The organism is Pseudomonas sp. D(2018) (assembly GCF_005502555.1).
GTDB lineage: Bacteria > Pseudomonadota > Gammaproteobacteria > Pseudomonadales > Pseudomonadaceae > Metapseudomonas > Metapseudomonas resinovorans.
In genome coordinates, this window is record NZ_SCOK01000001.1 from 197,420 (window position 1) to 218,342 (window position 20,923).

At 63.9% G+C, this 20,923-nt stretch carries 17 protein-coding genes; 8 read left to right on the forward strand and 9 right to left on the reverse strand.

Annotation, left to right across the window (positions count from 1 at the left end; genetic code table 11):
- Positions 1-148: 148 nt before the first annotated feature.
- The 5 genes from FFS60_RS00775 to FFS60_RS00795 all read right to left on the reverse strand — a co-directional run bounded on the left by FFS60_RS00775 (position 149) and on the right by FFS60_RS00795 (position 6,706).
- Entirely contained in the window at positions 149-1,234 is a 1,086-nt protein-coding gene (locus FFS60_RS00775; RefSeq protein WP_028630402.1) for an extracellular solute-binding protein, read from the reverse strand.
- A complete protein-coding gene (locus tag FFS60_RS00780; RefSeq protein ID WP_137820817.1) occupies positions 1,231-2,271 on the reverse strand; it encodes a histone deacetylase family protein in 1,041 nt (346 codons plus the stop codon). Before FFS60_RS00780 ends, FFS60_RS00775 begins: the two co-directional genes overlap by 4 nt.
- 661 nt (positions 2,272-2,932) lie before the next feature.
- Complete coding sequence (locus FFS60_RS00785) at positions 2,933-3,952, reverse strand: AraC family transcriptional regulator (RefSeq protein ID WP_028630400.1); 1,020 nt, start codon at positions 3,950-3,952, stop codon at positions 2,933-2,935.
- A 5-nt stretch (positions 3,953-3,957) separates the two neighbouring features.
- A complete protein-coding gene (aceK, locus tag FFS60_RS00790) occupies positions 3,958-5,694 on the reverse strand; it encodes a bifunctional isocitrate dehydrogenase kinase/phosphatase (protein ID WP_137820818.1) in 1,737 nt (578 codons plus the stop codon).
- A 97-nt stretch (positions 5,695-5,791) separates the two neighbouring features.
- Positions 5,792-6,706, reverse strand: coding sequence for a LysR family transcriptional regulator (locus FFS60_RS00795; RefSeq protein WP_028630398.1), 915 nt, complete (start codon positions 6,704-6,706; stop codon positions 5,792-5,794).
- A gap of 107 nt (positions 6,707-6,813) precedes the next feature.
- Here FFS60_RS00795 and FFS60_RS00800 point away from each other — a divergent pair, with 107 nt between their 5' ends.
- Both FFS60_RS00800 and FFS60_RS00805 read left to right on the forward strand, forming a co-directional pair.
- Positions 6,814-8,556, forward strand: coding sequence for an amidohydrolase (locus FFS60_RS00800; RefSeq protein WP_137820819.1), 1,743 nt, complete (start codon positions 6,814-6,816; stop codon positions 8,554-8,556).
- Between the two features lie 104 nt (positions 8,557-8,660).
- A complete protein-coding gene (locus FFS60_RS00805; RefSeq protein ID WP_028630396.1) occupies positions 8,661-9,392 on the forward strand; it encodes a TorF family putative porin in 732 nt (243 codons plus the stop codon).
- A gap of 242 nt (positions 9,393-9,634) precedes the next feature.
- Here FFS60_RS00805 and FFS60_RS00810 read toward each other — a convergent pair whose 3' ends face one another.
- Positions 9,635-10,552, reverse strand: a complete 918-nt coding sequence (locus tag FFS60_RS00810; protein ID WP_137820820.1) for a LysR family transcriptional regulator — start codon at positions 10,550-10,552, stop codon at positions 9,635-9,637.
- Positions 10,553-10,657: 105 nt separating this feature from the next.
- Here FFS60_RS00810 and FFS60_RS00815 point away from each other — a divergent pair, with 105 nt between their 5' ends.
- From FFS60_RS00815 to FFS60_RS00825, 3 genes are all read left to right on the forward strand, one after another.
- Positions 10,658-12,400: an amidohydrolase gene (locus FFS60_RS00815; RefSeq protein ID WP_028630394.1), complete on the forward strand. Its 1,743-nt coding sequence runs from the start codon at positions 10,658-10,660 to the stop codon at positions 12,398-12,400.
- Between the two features lie 102 nt (positions 12,401-12,502).
- Positions 12,503-13,234, forward strand: coding sequence for a TorF family putative porin (locus tag FFS60_RS00820; protein ID WP_137820821.1), 732 nt, complete (start codon positions 12,503-12,505; stop codon positions 13,232-13,234).
- Between the two features lie 216 nt (positions 13,235-13,450).
- The gene (locus tag FFS60_RS00825; RefSeq protein WP_137820822.1) at positions 13,451-14,359 is read left to right on the forward strand and encodes a DMT family transporter; all 909 of its coding nucleotides are present in this window, start codon (positions 13,451-13,453) and stop codon (positions 14,357-14,359) included.
- 135 nt (positions 14,360-14,494) lie between these two features.
- Here the strand turns inward: FFS60_RS00825 and FFS60_RS00830 are convergent, their stop codons facing one another.
- On the reverse strand, positions 14,495-15,580 hold the full coding sequence (locus FFS60_RS00830; protein ID WP_028629024.1) for a polyamine ABC transporter substrate-binding protein: 1,086 nt from the start codon (positions 15,578-15,580) through the stop codon (positions 14,495-14,497).
- Positions 15,581-15,842: 262 nt separating this feature from the next.
- Positions 15,843-16,817: a cysteine synthase A gene (cysK, locus tag FFS60_RS00835; RefSeq protein ID WP_137820823.1), complete on the reverse strand. Its 975-nt coding sequence runs from the start codon at positions 16,815-16,817 to the stop codon at positions 15,843-15,845.
- Positions 16,818-17,037: 220 nt separating this feature from the next.
- Between cysK and FFS60_RS00840 the strand changes: the two genes are divergently transcribed.
- The 3 genes from FFS60_RS00840 to FFS60_RS00850 all read left to right on the forward strand — a co-directional run bounded on the left by FFS60_RS00840 (position 17,038) and on the right by FFS60_RS00850 (position 19,778).
- Positions 17,038-17,883, forward strand: coding sequence for a MoxR family ATPase (locus tag FFS60_RS00840; protein WP_028629022.1), 846 nt, complete (start codon positions 17,038-17,040; stop codon positions 17,881-17,883).
- 140 nt (positions 17,884-18,023) lie between these two features.
- A complete protein-coding gene (locus FFS60_RS00845; protein ID WP_028629021.1) occupies positions 18,024-19,202 on the forward strand; it encodes a VWA domain-containing protein in 1,179 nt (392 codons plus the stop codon).
- An 81-nt stretch (positions 19,203-19,283) separates the two neighbouring features.
- On the forward strand, positions 19,284-19,778 hold the full coding sequence (locus tag FFS60_RS00850; RefSeq protein ID WP_137820824.1) for a PaaI family thioesterase: 495 nt from the start codon (positions 19,284-19,286) through the stop codon (positions 19,776-19,778).
- A gap of 37 nt (positions 19,779-19,815) precedes the next feature.
- On the opposite strand, the gene FFS60_RS00855 is transcribed toward FFS60_RS00850, so the two are convergent.
- Positions 19,816-20,841: a sterol desaturase family protein gene (locus FFS60_RS00855; RefSeq protein WP_137820825.1), complete on the reverse strand. Its 1,026-nt coding sequence runs from the start codon at positions 20,839-20,841 to the stop codon at positions 19,816-19,818.
- Positions 20,842-20,923: the final 82 nt, after the last annotated feature.

A 20,923-nucleotide genomic window follows, 5' to 3' on the forward strand; every position in this document is an offset into this window, starting at 1 on the left:
GTACGCCGCCCGCACCATCCTACGAAGTTCCAGTGTGGGAACCGGGCCCGTAGGATGCGGTGGAGCGCAGCGATACCCATCGATCAACACTGATGGGTATCGCTGCCCTAGTGGTACGCCGTCCGCACCATCCTGCAAAGGGCCGGCGCTAGGTGCCGGTCTTGACCTTGGTCCAGGTGCGGGTCCGGATGCGCTCCAGCTTCGGCGGCAGCATTTCCACCGAGAACAGCCGGGCCTGCACCTCGGCCGGCGGGTAGACGTTGGGGTTGTCGCGCAGCTCCGCAGAGGTCAACTGATCCGCCGCCTGGTTGGGGTTGGCGTAGGCCACGTGGTCGGAGATGGGCGCCACCACTTCCGGGCGCAGCAGGTAGTTGAGGAAGGCGTGGGCCTGCTCGACGTTCTGCGCATCCTTCGGAATGGCCAGCACATCGAACCAGGCGGCGGTGCCTTCCTTGGGAATGCGGTATTCCACCTTCACCCCGTTGCCGGCCTCACGCGCCCGCGCTGCCGCCTGCATCGCGCCGCCGGACCAGGCCAGCGCCACACAGACTTCGCCATTGGCCAGATCGGTGACGAACTTCGACGAGCTGAAATAGCTGACGTGAGGCCGCAGCTTCGCCAGCAGCTCCTCGGCCTTCTTGTAGTCGTCCGGGTTGTGGCTGTTAGGCGACAGGCCCAGGTAGTGCAGCACTTCCGGGATCACCTCGGTGGGCGAATCGAGGAAGGCAACGCCGCACTGCTTCAACTTGGCCAGGTTGTCCGGGTTGAAGATCAGCTCCCAGGAATCAACCGGGGCGTTCTCCCCCAGTACCGCTTTCACCTTGTCGACGTTGTAGGCGATGCCATTGGTGCCCCACATGTAGGGCATCACGTACTGGTTGCCCGGGTCCTTCGCGGCCAGCACCTTGAGCAGCGCCGGGTTGAGGTTCTTCCAGTTGGGCAGCTTGCTCTTGTCCAGCGGCTGGAACACCCCGGCCTTCATGTAGTTGGGCAGGAAGCTGTCACTGGGCACCACCAGGTCGTAGCCGGAATTGCCGGAAAGCAGCTTGGCCTCCAGCACTTCGTTGCTGTCGTAAACGTCGTACTGGGGCTTGATGCCGCTGTCGGCCTGGAAGTTCTTCAGGGTGTCCGGGCCGATGTAATCGAACCAGTTGTAGATGCGTACCTGGGGCTCGGCGACGGCATTCAACGAAGCGCCCAGCAGGGCCCCCGCCAGCAGGATGCGCGCCTTCATTGCGCAGCTCCTTCATAGCCTTGCAACACGTTCACCGCATTCACGCCGATGGCTTCCACCGCGTAGCCGCCTTCCATGATGAACAGGGTCGGCAGACCGAGGGCGGCGATGCGCTGGCCCATGCGGATGTAGTCGGGCGAGTCCAGCTTGAACTTGGAGATGGGGTCGTCCTTGTAGGTGTCCACGCCCAGGGAGATCACCAGCGCATCCGGCGCGTACGCGGCGATCTTCCGGCAGGCGTCGTCGAGCGCAGCGGACCAGCCGTCCCAGCCGGTGCCATGGGGCAGCGGGTAGTTGTGGTTGAAGCCGGCACCTTCGCCTTCGCCGCGCTCATCGGCATGCCCCAGGTAGTAGGGGTACTCCACCAGCGGGTCGCCGTGGATGGAGGCGAAGAGCACGTCGCTGCGATCGTAGAACAGCTCCTGGGTGCCGTTGCCGTGGTGATAGTCGACGTCGAGGATGGCCACGCGTTTGGCGCCCTGGTCGAGGAAGGCCTGGGTGACGATGGCGGCGTTGTTGAAGAAGCAGTAGCCGCCCATGAAGTCGCTGCCGGCGTGGTGGCCCGGCGGACGGCAAAGGGCGAAGGCGGTGTTGGCGCCCTGGCGCATGTGGTCCTGGGCGGTCAGCGCCACCTGGGCGGAGCTGTACACGGCCTGCCAGGTGCCGGCAGTGATCGGCGCCTCGGTGTCGAAGCAGTAGTGACCGAGCTGGCCATGCAGCGCGGTGGGGATCGGGCCATCGCGGCGCAGGCGGCGTGCCGGGAAGGTGGTGGGGAGCATGTCGCAGCTATGGCCTTCGGCGGCCCAGCGGTCCCAGGCACCCTTGAGGAACTCCACATAAGCCGCGTCATGCACGCGCAGGACCGGCTCCAGGCCGAAGTCCTTCGGCTCGATCACTTCACCGATTGCCTGCTGGCGTACCCGCGCCAGCACGGTGTCCGCGCGGCTGGGCATTTCGAAGCAGGGCTGGAGCTTGCCATCGACCAGTTCCGACTGGCCAAAGTGGAGACGGTGATCGTCGCTATAGACGGTCAGCATGGGGAGCACCTCATCGGTCTTGTTATTGATGGGGGATTCTGTGCGGAACCATGGGTGTTTGCGCAGTGGCAGGGACGGCCAATAGGGGATCTAAATGGCCAACATATGTGGCCACAAAACAATCCAGCCATCATCGGATGGATCGGGCGGCACTCCGCGAGCCTGCGAAACCCATGCTGCCGGATTGATGGGTTTCGCTCGCTCTACCCATCCTACCGAAGCAGCGCTCCGAGCCAATCCTCCAACCGCATTGCCGTCCTACAAGCCCCTTGGGCAGCATCCGGCCTCGTTGCGACGCTGGTCGCGACCCGGGCTGGAACCCCGGAATGTAGCGCGCAGAAAGCCATGCAGGTCGACTGGGCATCACCTTCAGTCATCTGGCAGTCATGGCGGACTGTGCGAGGCGGGCATTCGCCCGGCCGGTTGCTACACCGGTGGTTCCAACCTTGCACAGTCCGCCACCCTTCTCTGGACCTATCCGGGTGGATGATCAGCGAATCGGGCAGCTACGACCCGCTCCTGCGCCGCTTCTACCACCCGGAAACCGCAACCTGCGCCACTGGCTGACGCAGGAAGTGGTGCCGGCACTGAGCGCCGCGTAGCCGTACTGTGGGGGCGAATGAATTCGCCCCCACATGGACAAGCGACTCCCCTGCCGCCATTAACCCCGGAAATGACTCGGCGGCTGGCCGCTCCAGCGCTGGAAGGCATGGCGCAGGCTGGCGGTTTCGCTGAAGCCGAGTTCTTCGGCGATGCGGTAGATGGGGATGTCGCCTTTCTGGAGCATTTCCTTGGCACGGGTGAAGCGCAGCTCATCGAGCAACTGCTGGTAGCTGGTCTGCTGCTGGGCCAGGTGGCGGCGCAGGCTGCGCGACGAGCAGTTCATCTGCCGCGCCAGCTCTTCCAGCCCCGGCGGGTCCTGTAGTCGGGCGGCAAGCAGGCCGCGCACCCGCTCAAGCCAGGCGCGGCGGGCAGCGAATTCGACGTTCTGCCGGCGACACTGTTCGAGCATTTCCTTGTGGGTCACCGGGTCCGCCAGGGGCAGGCGCCGGGCCAGCCAGGCAGCATCGAAACCGATAGCGCTGTGGGCCGCGCCAAAGGTAACCGGGCAACCGAACCCTTTGGCGTAGGGCCGCGCCATGCCGCTGCTGCTCGGGTAGTCCAGCTGCACCGAGCGCAGCGGCAGAGGCTGGCCCAGCAGGTCTGCAAAGATCACTTTCAGCGAGCCCAGGCACAGCTCGGTATTGAAGGCCCGCAGCGACTCCTCTTCGCCATAGCCGGCGGCAGTCAGCCAGACGGTATCGCCGTCCTGCTCCAGCGCCAGGCGGAAATAGGTGCCCAGCAGCACCGGGTAGTTCAAGCCCACGCGCAGTGCCTCGCCGAAGGTGGGCGCTGAAAGCATCGCGTAACCGAGCAAACCATAGGCGGAAATACGCGTGCGCAGGCCAAGGGTCAGGCCCAGGGCCACGCGCGGCGCCAGGCGCACGGCATTGGCGTAAACCTGCTGCTCCTGCTCGGGGTTGACCAGCTTTTGCAGCTCGACGAGATCCTGCTCGCTGATGCCGCTGCCGGCCAGCACGTCGCACGCGTCGATGCCCTCCTCCTGCAACAGCGCCACGGTCAGCGCCGACATGTGCAGGGAGTTGAGCCAGGTGGCACGGGAGAAGATGTGCTCGACCATGGCCTTTACTGGATGGCCTCGGTGAGTTCCCGTTCCTGTCGCCGATAGGGGAAGACGTCGATGACCTTGCCGGAGCGGATCGCATCCTGCAGGGACTTCCAGTACGCGGCTTCGTAGAGGTCGCCATGCAGCTTGTTGAACAAGCGGCGCTGGCCGATATCAGCGAAGAGGAAGCGCGGGAATTCCTCGGGGAACACATCGTTGGGCGCCACCGAGTACCAGGGCTCGGCGGACATTTCGTCTTCCGGGTAGCGCGGCGGCGGGATGACGCGGAAGTTCACCTCGGTGAGGTAGCAGATCTCGTCGTAGTCGTAGAACACCACGCGGCCGTGACGGGTAACACCGAAGTTCTTCAGCAACATGTCGCCGGGGAAGATATTGGCCGCTGCCAGCTGCTTGATCGCCAGGCCGTAGTCGTAGAGCGCCTCATGCACCTGGGCCTCGCTGGCGCTTTCCAGATAGATGTTCAGCGGCGTCATGCGACGCTCGGTCCAGCAGTGGCGAATCAGCACCACGTCGCCTTCGAGTGCGACGGTGGACGGTGCCACCTCCAGCAGCTCGGCCAGGCACTCCGGCTCGAACTTGGATTTGGGGAAGCGGAAGTCGGCGAACTCCTGGGTGTCCGCCATGCGCCCTACCCGGTCGACGGTCTTCACCAGCCGGTACTTCTCGATCACGGTGTTGCGGTCCACCGTCTTGGCGTGGGCAAAGCGGTCCTTGATGATCTTGAACACGGTGTTGAAGCCCGGCAGCGTGAACACGCTCATCACCATGCCACGCACGCCGGGGGCCATGATGAAGCGGTCGTCGGTGTTGGCCAGGTGGTTGATCAGCGCGCGATAGAACTCCGACTTGCCGTGCTTGTAGAAACCGATGGAGGTATACAGCTCGGCAATGTGCTTGCCCGGCAGGATGCGCTTGAGGAAGCCAACGAACTCGGCGGGCACCGCCACGTCCACCATGAAGTAGGACCGGGTGAAGGAGAAGATGATCGACACTTCCGCTTCGTCGGTGATTATGGCGTCGGCCTGGATGCCGCGATCCTCGCGGTGCAACAGCGGGATCACCAGCGGCCACTGTTCGTCGCGGGTGTAGATGCGGCCAACCAGGTAGGCGCCCTTGTTGCGGAACAAGGGTGCGGCGAACAGCTCGATGCGCAACTCCGGGTCCTTGCACACCCAGTCCGGCAGGTGCTCGCGCAGTTGGGTTTCGAGGCGTTCGAGATCACCGGCGCGGTCGTCGTAGGGCATGTCGAAGCGGAAGTCGTCGAGTATCGCCGAGAGCACCGCGTGCAGCCGCCCTTCGGGACGGTAATTGCGAGTCTGGGGCGCGCGCTCATGGGCGCGCAGCGAAGGCCGGGTGGTATGGATGAACATGCAGCCGTCGCTGATCAGGTCATGGCTGAACAGGCTGCAAAACACGGAGTTGTACCAGGTCTCGGACAGTTCATCGTCGAGGCGCACGTCGATCAGACCGATATAGGCGCTCTTCACCAGAGGCCAGAGCTGTACGTCCAGCAACTCATCCATCGCATAGGCCGCGCGCAGTCGCTCGCTGGTTTCGCTGACCTTCACCTCATACAAGGCAATCCGCTCGGCTGCCGCCTGCTGAGTGGCCTGCCACTGCGCCAGCTCGAAGCGGGCGCGGGCGCCGTCGGTGATCTGGCGGAAATGCTCACGGTAATCGTCGAAGCCTTCGAGGATCAGTCGGGCGATGCCTTCGGCCGGCCATTGCTGCGCCATGTGGGATGTCTCGGCTGCGGAACGGGAAAGGCGAGCTTAGCCAGAAAAAATTGCGGGTTGTAGGGGCGAGTTCATTCGCCCGTTTGCGCCTGTACTTTCAGGCTATCCCCCGCTCCCGCATGTACCCCTCCAGCATCTCGATGAATACCCGCACTTTGCGGGTACGACGGCGGTGGGCCAGGTAGAGGATATGCACCCAGGGGCCAAAGGCATCGGGCTCGAGAAGGTAGTCGGGCAACAGCCGCACCAGCTCACCTCGCTCCAGGTACGGGGCGGCGCTCCATTGCGGGAGGAACTGCAGACCCTGGCCGCGCAGCGCGCACGCGAGCAGGAAGTCGTAGTTGTCGCTGGCCAGCCTGGGCGCCGGCTGTTGCAGGCGGATACGCTCTTCACCCAGCCGCACCCACCAGAAGTGCCGGTTGAGCAACGGATGGCGGAATACCAGCCAGTCGTGCTGCTCGTAATTTTCCAGGCTTAGGTCCATTCCCTTGCGTTGCAGATAGGCCGGGCTGGCGCAGAGCAGGATGCGGTTCTCCGTCAACGGCCGGGCAATCAGCCCCGGCAAGTCCGTTGGCCCGTCGCGAAGGGCCAGGTCGTAGCCGCCGTCGATCAGGTCGACGAAGGCGTCGTTCAGGTCCACCTCCAGGCGCACCTGGGGGTGCTCGAGCATGAAGCGACAGCAGACTTCATTGAGAAAGGCCGGCCCGAACGACGGCGGCGCCGTGAGGCGCAGGCTACCGCGCAGCTCGTGCTGCAACTGGTCCACCTCCTCTCCAGCCAACTGCAACTGCATCAGTGCCTGGCGCGCGCCTTCCAGGTAGATGTGCCCAGCTTCTGTGAGCGCCATGCGTCGGGTAGTGCGCTCGAACAGACGGATGCCCAGCTCGCTTTCCAGGTGCCCCACCGCCTTGGTCAGCGCGGAGGGCGTCTTGCCCAATTGCTCGGCGGCACGGCTGAAGCTGCCGTGCTCGGCGGTGGCGACGAACATGGTGAGCGCGCTGAGCTTGTCCATTGATCTATTCCGAATCGGCACAAAAGTTGTGCGAGAACATAGCATTCTGCCGCACGACCGGCTTGGTTAGGCTCACCAGTAGACCAACAAGAACCGGAAACTACCCGATGAAAACCTTCGTCCCCACCCTGATGGCCGCCGCGCTGGCTTGTTCCTCGATGGAAAGCATGGCGGCTGTCGATCTCATTCTGCATAACGCCAAGGTGTACACCGCCGAACCCGGCCAACCCTTGCAACAGGCCGTGGCAGTCGAGGGCGGCAAAGTCCGCGCCGTCGGCAACAACGCCGAGGTGCTGCGACTGAAGGAATCCGGCACCCGGGTAATCGACCTCGACGGCAAGGTGCTGATGCCGGGTTTCGTGGACTCCCACTCCCACGCCGTGATGGGCGGGCTGGAGCTCGCCGCGGCCAACGTCAACACGCAGCTCCTCCCCATGGCGGAGCTGGAGCAGCGGCTGCGCGAGTGGCGCGACAACGGCAAGGCGCGCCATGGCGACATCCTCAGCGTCGGTGGCCTGCCCTCGGCCTACTGGAGCCAGGTTGCGGAGTTCGAGCAACGCTTCAATCAGGGCGAATGGGCCGATGAGCCCATCGTGTTCGTCGGCTGGGACCACCACACCGGCTGGGCCAACCAGGCCATGCTCAAACGGGCCGGTATCAACGCCGAAACCGTGAAAGCCCTCAAGGGCGAACAGTTGGCCACCATCGGCCACCATGAAGACAAACGCCCCAACGGCTTTCTCGCCGATGCAGGCCTCGACCCGGTACTGGCGCAGTTCCCGCAGGCCACCGCCGAGCAACTGCTGGAAGCCGGCCGCGCCGCCCTGCGCTACAACCTCAGCCTGGGCATCACTGCCTGGATGGACCCGGCCGCCAACGCCGCGCCGGGCGAGCCGCTGTTCGACTTCAAGCCCACTGCCCAAACGCTCGGCATCCTCCCGGTGTACAAGGCCATGGCCGAGAAAGGCGAGCTGACCGCCCATGTCGCCGCCCTGCTGGTGGCCCACCCGCGCAGTACCCCGGCCGACCTGGCAACGCTCGACCAAGTGCGCCAGCAGTTCCAGGGGTTGCCCAACCTGACCCTGCCGGGCATCAAGATCTTCGCCGACGGCGTGCCTGAGTTTCCCGCGCAGACTGCCGCCCTGCTGGAGCCCTACAAGAACTCGAAAAAGTACGGCGAGTTGCTGATCGACCCGGCGCATTTCGGTGAGATGGTCAGCGCGGCGGATGACCGTGGCTGGCTGGTGCATGTCCATGCCATCGGCGACCGTGCGGTGCGTGAAGCCCTCAATGGCATCGAGCAGGCGCGCAAGGACCGCCAGAGCGGCATCGCCCACTCAGTCACCCACCTGCAGATGGTCAACCCCAAGGAGTTCGCCCGCTTCAAGCCGCTGGATGTCATCGCCTCCATGCAGCTTTACTGGGCCAGCGCCGACGACTCCACCCTGGACCTGGTGCAGCCCTACATCAGCGCCATGGCCTTCCAGTACCAGTACCCCGCCCGCTCTCTGCTGAAGAACGGCGCCACCATTTCCGGCGCCAGCGACTGGCCGGTGACCACGCCCGAACCCTGGAAAGCGATCTACCAGGCGGTCAGCCGCAAGGGGCCAAAGGGCGTGCTGAACCCCGACGAGGAGATCGACCGGGAAACCATGTTCCAGGCCTACACCCTCAACTCCGCCCGCACCATGGGCCTCGAAAAGCAGATCGGCTCCCTCGCCCCCGGCAAACAGGCCGACCTGATCCTGCTGGACCGCGACGTATTCCAGGTAGAGCCCGAAGCCCTGCGTGACACCCGCGTGCTGAAAACCTGGTTCGCCGGCCGCGAAGTCTTCAGCGCCGACCTCTAACCACAAGAAAGTCCCTGCTCCGCGCCCAGCTCCCGCCACCTGCGGGGGCCTGGCGGAGCCTTGCCTGCACCTGCCCGAACAATCACAACAACGGGAACCCCTCGATGAAACGCTTCACCCTCCTCGCCCTTGCCCTGACCCCTTTTGCCTGCCAGGCCGTGCAACTTTCCGACGACCTTTCCCTGCAGGTCGACCTGACCCTGGCCAGCGACTACCGCACCCGCGGCATTTCCCAGACGCAGAACGACCCCGCCGCCCAGGCCGGCGCCACCCTGCTCCACAGCAGCGGGCTGTACGCCGGGGTCTGGACCTCGAACGTCGACTTCGGATTCGGCCTGAAAACCCGCCAGGAAGTGGACTACTACGCCGGCTGGTACTGGCAGGCCACCGACGATGTAAGCCTGGACCTCGGCTACATCAAGTACAGCTACCCGAAGGAAGGGCAGTTCAACCAGAGCGAGGTCTACGCCATCCTCGGCGCCTACGGCTTCAAGCTCGCCGCCCAGTACTCCAACGACGCGAAGAACTTCTTCGGCGAGAAGCAGGACACGCTCTACAGCTACGTCAGCTACGAAACCACCCTGCCCCTGGAGGTGGGCCTGAAACTGCGCTACGGGCGCAACGACTTCAAAGACCCGCTGTTCTGGTCCAACGGCGGCACCAGCTCGGACGACTACCGTGAGTGGGAAGCCAAGCTGACGCGCGACTTCATCGGCGCCACCTGGGGCATCGCCTACGTCGATACCGACCTGTCCCAGTCCGAGTGCGCCAGCTACTACGGCTTCACCGATGTGTGCACGGCAACCTGGGTCGCGAGCGTGAGCAAGCGTTTCTAGTCATCTGTGGGGGCGATTTCAATCGCCAAGCGGACCGCAGGTTCGCCGTAACCCCGATGAAGTCCGGGAGCGGCGATTGGACTTTCCGCGGATATCATCCGGGCTACTGACGATCCGACCTCATCCTGTAAGTCAGGCATTCCGATCATCACAGGCAGAGCCGATGACTCATGACCACGCCCTAAGGACGTGGTTTCCCACGTTCATATGAATTCGCCCCCACAACAACGAGAAGCCATCCTTCACGCCAGCCCGCGTTGCGCCAGGTAGCGAGCCAGATAGTCGATGAAGGCAAGCACCTTGCCGGTGGCGCGGCGATGGCTGGGGTAGACGGCGAGGATCTGCGGGCCGAAGGCGTCCGGGTCGATCTCGTAGTCAGCCATCAGGCGGACCAGGCGGCCGTCGGCGAAGTAAGGGGCGCCGCTCCAGAGCGGTGCATGGAACAGGCCCGCACCGGCCAGCGCGTTGGCCAGCAGCAGGTCGTAGTTGTCGCTTTCCAGACGTGGTGCTGCAGGCTGCAGGAGACTCAGGCGCTGTCCGTCCTTCTCCACCCACCAGTAGGTCCGGCTCAGCGCCGCGTGGCGGTAGAGCAGCCAGTCGTGCTGGTCGAGGGTTTCCGGGGTGACCGGCAGGGGTTTGCGCGCGAGATAGGCCGGGCTGGCGCACAACGCCAGGCGATTGCGCCCGACCACCTTGGCGATCAACCCCGGCTGATCACCACGGCCTTCGCGCAGGGCCAGGTCATAGCCACTTTCCACCAGATCGACGAACGAGTCGCTGAGGTCCACCCGCAGGCGAATCTGCGGGTACTCGGCGAGGAAGCCGGCGCAGACGTCATCCAGAAAGGCCCGCCCGAACGCCAGTGGCGCGGTGAGCCGCAGATTGCCGTACAGGCCATGCTGCAACTGCCCCACTTCCTCACCCACCTCATGCAGGCGCTGGAGTACCTGGCGCGCGGTTTCCAGGTAGACCCGCCCGGCCTCGGTCAGCACCGTGCGTCGCGTGCTGCGCTCGAACAGCCGCACGCCGAGTTCATCTTCCAGATGGGTAACGGCCTTGGTCAGGGCCGAAGGGGTCTTGCCCAGTTGCTCGGCAGCACGGCTGAAACTGCCGTGTTCCGCCGTGACAACGAACATGCTGATAGCGCCGAGCTTGTCCATGGTTTTTCCATTCAGGAAAAAGGGTTTTGCGCGATTCGGGCGTTCTGCCAGCCCGGGCCAATCGCTAGTCTCGCTGCCAGATCAATAAAAACAAGGGGTTTACCAATGAAAGGCTTCACGCCCACCCTCCTGGCCGTGGCACTGGCTTTTTCCTCGACGGCGTCCATGGCAGCCGCCGACCTGGTGTTGCTCAACGGCAAGCTATACACCGCCGACCCGTCCCAACCCGACGCGCAAGCCATGGCGGTGGCTGACGGCAAAGTCCTGAAAGTGGGCACCGACGCCGAGATCAAGGCCCTGGCCGACGCTTCCACCCAGATCATCGACCTGGCCGGCAAGCGCCTGCTGCCGGGCCTGGTGGACACCCACTCCCACGCCATCTTCGGCGGCCTGGAGATGATGTCCGCCAACATGGAGGACGAGGTGGTCGAGCTGGCCGAACTGGAGAAGCGCCTGCGCACCTGGCGCGACGACGGCAGCGCCCGCCACGGCGATGTGCTGAACATCGCCGGCATGAGTTCGGCCTACTGGGGCAAGGCCGAGGAGCTGCGCCAGGTGTTCAACAACGGCGAATGGGCGAAGGTGCCGGTGGTGTTCAGTGGCAGCGACCACCACACCGGCTGGGCGAACCAGGCCATGCTGGAGCGTGCCGGTATCGACGCGAAGCTGGTCGCCTCCCTGCCGGAAGCCGAGCGCGGCACCCTGGGCGTGAGCAAGGACGGTCAGCCCAACGGCTTTGCCGTGGACGCCGGCTGGGACCGCCTGGCTGCAGTGATACCAGCCGCCAGCGCCGACGAGTTGCTGCGCGCTGGCGAATCGGCGGTGAAGTTCAACAACAGCCAGGGCATCACTGCCTGGATGGACCCGGCCGCGAACGCTGCGCCGGGTGAGGCGGTATTCGCCCTCAAACCCACGGAAAAGACGGTGGGTGTGTTGCCGGTGTACAAGGCCCTGGCCAACAAAGGCGAGCTGAACGCCCACGTCGCCGCACTGCTGGTGGCCAACCCGAAGAGCCGCCCCGCCGACCTCGAAACACTGGACAAGGTGCGCCAGCAGTTCCAGGGCATCCCCAACCTCAGCCTGCCGGGCATCAAGGTCTTCGCCGATGGCGTGCTGGAGTATCCAGCCCAGAGCGCGGCGCTGATCGACCCGTACAACAACTCGCAAAAGCGCGGCGAACTGCTGATCGACCCGGCGCACTTCGGTGAGCTGGTGAGCGCCGCCGACGCCCGTGGCTGGCTGGTGCATATCCACGCCATCGGCGACCGCGCGGTGCGCGAGTCCCTCAACGGTATCGAACAGGCACGCAAGGACCGGCAGAGCGGCATCGCCCACTCCATCACCCACCTGCAACTGGTGAACCCCGAGGAATTCGCGCGCTTCAAGCCGCTTGACGTGACGGCCTCGATGCAACTGCTCTGGGCCTCCGGCGACGACTACACGCTGGACCTGGTCAAGCCCTACGTCAGCGCCTTCGCCTTCCGCTACCAGTACCCGGCCCACTCGCTGCTGAGCCAGGGCGCCACCATCGCCGGCGCCAGTGACTGGCCGGTGTCGTCGCCCAACCCGTGGCTGGCGATCTACCAGGCCGTAAGCCGTGATGGTCCCAAAGGCGTACTGAATGCCGACGAGCGCATCGACCGGGAAACCATGCTCCAGGCCTACACCCTGAATGCCGCCCGCACCATCGGCCTGGACAAGCAGATCGGCTCCCTCACCCCTGGCAAGCAGGCCGACTTCATCCTGCTCGACCGCGATGTGCTCAGTGTGCCCGACAAGGACCTGGCCGAAACTCGCGTTCTCAAGACCTGGTTCGCCGGTCGCGAAGTCTTCAGCGCCGACCGCTAAGCACAAGAAACCTCTGCTCCACGCTCAGCTCCCGCCGCATGGCGGGGGCCGGGCGGAGCCTTGCCCGCATCTGCCATAACAACCACAACAACGGGACACCCCATGCGCCGCATCACGCTCCTCGCCCTGACCCTGGCTCCCTTCGCCTGCCAGGCCGTGCAACTGAACGACGATTTCGCCGTGCAGATCGACCTGACCCTGGCCAGCGACTACCGCACCCGCGGCATTTCCCAGACCCAGAACGACCCGGCCGCCCAAGGTGGCGCCACCCTGCTCCACAGCAGCGGCCTGTACGCGGGCGCCTGGACCTCGAACGTGGATTTCGGCTTCGGCCTCAAGACCCGCCAGGAGGTGGACTACTACGCCGGCTGGTACTGGCAGGCCACGGACGATGTGAACCTGGACCTTGGCTACATCAAGTACAGCTACCCGAAGGAAAGCCAGTTCAACATGAGCGAGGTGTACGCCATCCTCGGCGCTTATGGCTTCCAGATGGGTGCGTATTACTCCAACGACGCGTCCACCGTGTTCGGCGAAGACCAGGATTCTCTGTATACCTACGTCGGCTATCAGACCACCCTGCCGCTGGAAGTCGGCCTGGAACTGCGCTACGGGCGCGTGGACTTCAAGGACCCGATGTTCTGGTCCAACAATGGCACCAGCTCCGACGACTACCGCGAGTGGCAAGCCAAGCTGACCCGCGACTTCATCGGCGCCACCTGGGGCATCGCCTACGTCGACACCGACCTGTCCGAGTCCGAGTGCGCCAGCAACTACGGCTTCACCGACGTCTGCACGGCGACCTGGGTGGCCAGCGTGAGCAAGAGTTTCTGATGGCTCTTGTGGGGGCGAATTCATTCGCCATGCAGGTCGAAGACCTGCCCAGGAAGCATCCATGGGGCAGCTACGCCGCCCTTGGCGAATGAATTCGCCCCTACAAAAAGGCGATTTCGCCCCAGCCAAACTGTTCCGCCAATTTGAAAGCAAGTTGTGGATTGCGCCGCTGTTCACGGCGGCGCATCGTGCCGGCTCCACTGCCTGGAGCCCGCCATGAAACCCGCCGACCTCATCCGCCTGTTGAGCCTTGCCGCCATCTGGGGCGCCAGCTTCCTGTTCATCCGCATGCTGGTGCCGGACATCGGTGCACTGCCCACGGCCTTCCTGCGGGTACTGCTCTCGGCCATCGGGCTGGCAGTGATTCTTGCAGTGCTGCGCAGCAACTGGGACTTTCGCGGCAAGCTGGGCAAGACGATGGTGATCGGCATCGTCAGCTCCGGGGTTCCCGCCGCCATGTACGCCCTGGCGGCGCAGGTCTTGCCGGCCGGTTACTCCGCCATTTTCAATGCCACCACACCGCTGATGGGCGTGCTGATCGGCGCGCTGTTCTTCGCCGAGAAACTCACAGGCGCCAAGGCCGCTGGCGTGCTCATGGGCCTGGCCGGGGTGGCGGTGCTGACCCGCACCGGGCCGGTGGCCTTCGACGCTCAGTTGCTCTGGGGCGCGGCAGCTTGCCTGGTGGCCACCACCTGCTATGGCTTCGCCGGCTTCATGACCAAACGCTGGATCACCGAGGCAGGCGGCATGGACAGCGGCATGGTGGCCCTCGGCTGCCAGATCGGCGCCACGCTCTGCCTGGTGCCGGCATTCGCCTGGGAAGCCCCGAGCATGCCGCTGGAGCCCCTGCTGCATCCTGCAACCTGGCTGGCCCTGGCAGCGCTGGGATTCGTCTGCACCTCGTTCGCCTACATCCTCTACTTCCGCCTGATCGCCAACGTCGGACCGGTGAAGACCATGACCGTGACCTTCCTGATCCCGCCGTTCGGCGTGTTCTGGGGTGTGCTGCTGCTCGATGAGTCGGTGTCGATGGCGCACCTGCAAGGCGGCGTGCTCATCGCGCTGGCGCTTTGGCTGGTGCTCAAGCCGGCGGCGGTGCCGGCTGCAGCAAAATCGGCGGGGTAACCGCAGTGCGCTTCTCTGTGGGAGCGAATTCATTCGCCAAGGAGCACACCGTGCTCCACCGAATCCCCCAGGGGCGGACCTTCGGCCCGCATGGCGAATGAATTCGCCCCTACACGAGATCGTGCGGGACGAGCCCTAGCGCCCCGTCTTCACCGCATTCCACGTACGGGTCCGCACGCGGTCGATCTTCTGCGGCATGGACTCCAAGGCGAAGAGGTTCTTCATCACGTCGGCCGGCGGGTAGATGGCCGGGTCGGCCTTGATCGCGGCCTCCACCAGCGGGTCAGCGGCCGCGTTGCCGTTGGCGTAGTGCACCGAGTTGCTGATGCCGGCCATCACATCCGGGCGCAGCAGGTAGTTGAGGAAGGCGTAGCCAGCCGCTTCATCGGGCGCATCGGCGGGCATCGCGACCATGTCGAACCACATGGGCGAGCCTTCCTTCGGCGTGGAGTACTGGATGTTCACACCGTTGCCCGCTTCCTTGGCGCGGGTGGCCGCCTGGAGGATGTCGCCGGAGAAGCCGACCGCCACGCAAATATCGCCATTAGCCAGGTCGCTGATGTACTTCGAGGAATGGAAGTAGGTGATGTAGGGGCGCACTTTCAGCAGCTCGGCCTGAGCGGTCTTGTAGTCTTCCGGCTTCTGGCTGTGGTGCGGCAGGCCCAGGTAGTTGAGGGTGATGGGCAGCAGCTCCGGGCCATTGTCGAGCACAGCAACGCCGCACTTGGCCAGCTTCTCCATGTTCTCCGGCTTGAAGAACAGGTCCCAGGAATCCACCGGGGCGTTATCGCCCAGCACCGCCTTCACCTTGTCGACGTTGTAGCCGATGCCGGTGCTGCCCCAGAGGTAAGGGAAGCCGTACTGGTTGCCCGGGTCGTTCACTTCCAGCGCCTTGAGCAGCACCGGGTTGAGGTTCTTCCAGTTGGGTAGCTGGGCCTTGTCCAGCTTCTTCAGGGCACCGGCCTGGATCTGCTTGGCCATGAAGTGGTTGGACGGCACCACCACGTCGTAGCCGGTTTTGCCGGTCATCAGTTTGCCGTCGAGGGTCTCGTTGCTGTCGTAGACGTCGTAGCTGGCCTGGATGCCGGTTTCCTTGCTGAAGTTGGCCACGGTGTCCGGGGCGATGTACTCGCTCCAGTTGTAGATCTTCACCGTATCGGCCGCCTGGGCGGCGGCGGACATGGCCAGCGTCAGAAGGAGGGGCGCGAAGGAACGTGTCATTGTCTTTTTGTCCTGGCTGCTTGTGGATCGAGACCCCGTCGTGCGGGGTTTCCAGCTTCGCCATCACCGCTGCCAGTGACAATGCGCGACAAGTCCCAGCGTGCCCGCGAGGAAACCAGACCATAAGAAGGAGATGGCCCACCCCGCATGCCGCAGGGTGTGCCAAATGCCAGGAAACTATGTAGGTCGTGACAGCGCGGAGCGAAGCCCAACGCCAGTGGCACGGATGCCCACGTTGGGTTTCGCTGCGCTCAACGCCAACCTACTGTTGCAGCTCTTGCTCGGTAAACAGGCCGTCGAACAGCATGCTGGACAGGTAGCGCTCGCCCGAGTCCGGCAGGATCACCACGATGGTCTTGCCCTGCATTTCCGGACGCTCGGCCAGTCGCACGGCGACTGCCATTGCAGCACCGGACGAGATGCCGCAGAGGATGCCCTCTTCGCGCATCAGGCGCAGGGCCATGGTCTTGGCTTCGTCATCGGTGCTCTGCTCGACGCGATCGACCTGAGTCAGGTCGAGGTTCTTCGGCACGAAGCCGGCGCCGATGCCCTGGATCTTGTGCGGGCTGGGCTTCACTTCATCGCCGGCCAGGGTCTGGCTGATCACCGGCGAAGACACCGGCTCCACCGCCACCGAAAGAATCGGCTTGCCGCAGGTTTGCTTGATGTAGCGAGACACACCGGTGATGGTGCCGCCGGTGCCGACGCCGGCCACCAGTACATCCACCGCGCCATCAGTATCGTTCCAGATTTCCGGACCAGTGGTCTTCTCGTGGATCGCCGGGTTGGCCGGGTTCTCGAACTGTTGCAGCAGCAGGTACTGCTCGGGATTGGACGCGACCAGTTCATTGGCCTTCTCGATCGCGCCCTTCATGCCCTTGGCCGGCTCGGTGAGCACCAGCTCCGCACCCAGCGCCTTCAGCACCTTGCGCCGCTCCAGGCTCATGGAGGCCGGCATGGTGAGGATCAGCTTGTAGCCACGGGCGGCGGCGACGAAAGCCAGGCCGATGCCAGTGTTGCCGGAGGTGGGTTCCACCAGGGTCATGCCCGGCTTGAGTCGGCCGGAAGCCTCTGCGTCCCAGATCATGCTGGCGCCGATGCGGCACTTCACCGAGTAAGCGGGGTTGCGGCCCTCGATCTTGGCGAGAATGGTCACACTGCGCGGCCCCAGGTGGTTGATACGCACCAGGGGAGTGTTGCCAATGGCTTGCGAGTTGTCGGCGAAAATGCGGCTCATGGCGGAATCCTTGTCATGGCGGAAAAGTGCCCAAGCCTACGGCCCATCCTCAGGAGCGTCCAGCGCTCCACGGGGGCGGTTTGAGGGCATTCCTGCCATTCAGTGACTGAATGAATCGTCTGCGTTCACAGTCGACTCGTGCGCGCGTTATAGTCAGCGTTTTCCCAAATACTGAACCGCCCGGTTTTCCAACCGGAGTCTCACGTCCGAGGATTCACTGATGAAGTTCGAAGGCACCCAGTCCTACGTCGCCACCGACGACCTCAAGCTCGCGGTGAATGCCGCCATCACCCTGCAGCGCCCGCTGCTGGTCAAGGGTGAACCGGGTACCGGCAAGACCATGCTGGCCGAGCAACTGGCCGCCTCCTTCGGCGCCAAACTGATCACCTGGCACATCAAGTCCACCACCAAGGCGCACCAGGGCCTGTACGAATACGACGCCGTCAGCCGCCTGCGCGATTCCCAGCTGGATTCCGACAAGGTCCACGACGTTCGCAACTACATCAAGAAAGGCAAGCTGTGGGAGGCGTTCGAATCCGAAGAGCGCGTCATCCTGCTGATCGACGAGATCGACAAGGCCGACATCGAGTTCCCCAACGACCTGCTGCAAGAACTCGACAAGATGGAGTTCTACGTTTACGAGACCAACGAAACCATCAAGGCCAAGCAGCGCCCGATCATCATCATCACCTCGAACAACGAGAAGGAACTGCCGGACGCCTTCCTGCGCCGCTGCTTCTTCCACTACATCGCCTTCCCTGACCGCGACACCCTGCAGAAGATCGTCGACGTGCACTACCCGAACATCAGCAACTCGCTGGTGGCCGAGGCGCTGGACGTGTTCTTCGACGTGCGCAAGGTGCCGGGCCTGAAGAAGAAGCCCTCCACCTCCGAACTGGTGGACTGGCTGAAGCTGCTGATGGCCGACAACATCGGCGAAGCCGTGCTGCGCGAGCGCGACCCCACCAAGGCCATCCCGCCGCTGGCTGGCGCCCTGGTGAAGAATGAGCAGGACGTGCAACTGCTGGAACGCCTGGCCTTCATGAGCCGTCGCGCGAGCCGCTAAGAAGCGCTTGTAGGGTGGGTTAGCGAAGCGTAACCCACCAACCGGCCGCCAGGCTGGCCAAAACGATGCCTGTGGCATCGAAGGTGGGTTACGTCGCTACGCGGCTAACCCACCCTACGGTTATTGATGAGGGCGCATAAATGCTGCTCAACCTGTTCAACGAAATGCGCGCAGCCAAGGTGCCGGTCTCGGTCCGCGAGCTGCTGGACCTGATCAACGCGTTGAAGCACAACGTGGTGTTCGCCGACATGGACGAGTTCTACTTCCTCGCCCGCACGGTGCTGGTCAAGGACGAGCGCCATTTCGACAAGTTCGACCGTGCCTTCAGCGCCTACTTCAAGGGCCTGGAAAAGCTCGACGACTACCTCCAGGCGCTGATTCCCGAGGAATGGCTGCGCAAGGAATTCGAACGCATGCTCACCGATGAAGAGCGTGCGCAGATCCAGTCCCTCGGCGGCCTGGACAAGCTGATCGAGGAATTCAAGAAGCGCCTCGAAGAGCAGAAGGAACGCCACGCTGGCGGCAACAAGTGGATCGGCACCGGCGGCACCAGCCCCTTCGGCTCTGGCGGCTTCAACCCCGAAGGCATTCGCGTCGGCGATGCCGGCAAGCGCCAGGGCAAGGCCGTGAAGGTCTGGGACCAGCGCGAATACAAGAACCTCGACGACCAGGTGGAACTCGGCACCCGCAACATCAAGGTCGCCCTGCGCCGACTGCGCAAGTTCGCCCGCGAAGGCGCGGCGGAAGAGCTGGACCTGGAAGGCACCATCGACCACACCGCCAAGGACGCCGGCCTGCTCAACATCCAGATGCGCCCGGAACGCCGCAACACCGTGAAGCTGCTCCTGCTGCTGGACATCGGTGGCTCCATGGACGCCCACGTGAAGGTCTGCGAAGAGCTGTTCTCGGCCTGCAAGACCGAGTTCAAGCACCTCGAATACTTCTACTTCCACAACTTCGTCTACGAATCCGTGTGGAAGAACAACCTGCGCCGCACCTCCGAACGCACCGCCACGATGGACCTGCTGCACAAGTACGGCCCGGACTACAAAGTGGTCTTCGTCGGCGACGCCGCCATGGCCCCCTACGAAATCACCCAGGCCGGCGGCAGCGTCGAGCACTGGAACGAAGAACCGGGCTACGCCTGGATGAAGCGCTTCATGGAGAAGTACAAGAAGCTCATCTGGATCAACCCCTACCCCAAAGACACCTGGAACTACACCGCCTCCACCAACATCGTCCGCGAGCTGATCAACGACCAGATGTACCCGCTGACCCTGCGGGGCCTGGAAGACGGGATGAAGTTTCTGTCGAAATGAGCAACGGGCCCTGCGGGGCCCGTTCTGCTTTGTTGCCAAAGCCGCTAGGCTTGGCGCGTATTCCTTCGAAACGAGTCGATCATGCACGACATCTCCCTGCAGGACGCCGCCGCGCCGGATGGCGTCTGCTATGGCTGCGGCGGTCGCAACCATCACGGTTTGCACATCAAGAGCCACTGGCACGAAGACGGCGTCCATGTCGTGGCCGAGCACGTACCGGATGCCAAGTACTGCGGCTGGCCGGACCTGGTTTACGGTGGGCTGATCGCCATGCTGGTGGACTGCCACTCCAACTGGACCGCCATGGCCTACCACTACCGCGCCGAGGGCCGCGAACCCGGTAGCCTGCCGCGCATCGAGTGCGTCACCGGCAACCTCGGCATCAAGTTCATCAAGCCGACGCCCATGGGCGTACCGCTGCTGCTGCGCGCCCGGCTGGAGGGCGAACTGGGCCGCAAGACCCGGGTGATCTGCGAGGTTTATGCGGGAGAGCTGCTGACCGCCGTCGGCGATTCCGTGTTCGTGCGGGTGGACACCGGGCAGCTGGCTGCGTCGGCCCACGGTCGCGAATCTTGAGCAACGCGGGAGCCCAACCGACCATCAGCCAATCGGCTCAGCCATTGCGCAGCGGAAATCGCTGCGGGCGTTTCACCCTGGCGAGCTTGCGCGCGGTATCCACGAATGGCGTGACGATCAGGCTGTAGATCGTCAGGTAGCGGTCGTGGTCCTTTTCCAAGGTGCCGAAGCGGATGTCCTCAGGCTTCGAGGTGGTGACGTAGAGCGTGCCGAACATCCAGTCCCAGATCGACAGGTTGGTGCCGAAGTTCTTGTTGAAGTGCTTGGGCGCGTCGCTGTGGTGAATCTGATGCTGGGCCGGACTGTTCAGCACATGCTCGACCACAGGCCCGAACGACAGCCACACATGGCTGTGCCGTAGGTTGGCCGCCAGGGCATTGCAGATGAACACCAGGTAGGTAACGCCGAACAACGTATAGCGGCTGATCTCCCCACCGCAGGCATACCAGAAGGTGCCGGCATAGAGGCCCAGGAAGACGCCGGTGCTCAGCTTCTCGACGATCTTCTCCACAAAATGCACCCGGCTCGCCGTCGCCGGCACCAGCACGGGCGCCGAATGATGAACCTTGTGAAACGCCCAGAGCCAGCGGGAATGAAAAGCCCGGTGCGCCCAGTAGTGCACGAAGTCCTTCACCAGGAACACGCCCAACCCGTAGAGCAGCGAAAGCGAGAGGTTCTCACCCAGCCGCGGGCGCTCGCCCCAGAGGTTGGTGAAAAAAGCGATGTAGTCCCCCGACTTCAGGATGTACGGGTCGACCAGGCCGACAATGGGCACCACCAGCGCCACCTTGAGCACCGCCCGCACGAAGTAGTAGCGGTAATCCAGCAACGCCGACCTGTGGAAATACACCCCGCTGCCACCGATGAACTGCCAGAACGAACTCGCGTCGGTCAGCCCGCGATGCTTCCTGAATCGGAACAGCCCGTAGGCGATGCAATAGGAAATGCACAGGAACAACACGCCGAAGCGGCCATTCAGATCGAAAATGCCGGCGAACTGGGTGATTACGGGATCGATCGTCCACTGGGCCACGCGCTCATGGACGTACAAGAGCACATCCATGAATGGCTGGCCTCGACGAAAAGAGGCGCATTCTAAATCAAAATCGGAATCATCCGCCGCTGCATTCCGCGATCAAATTGCA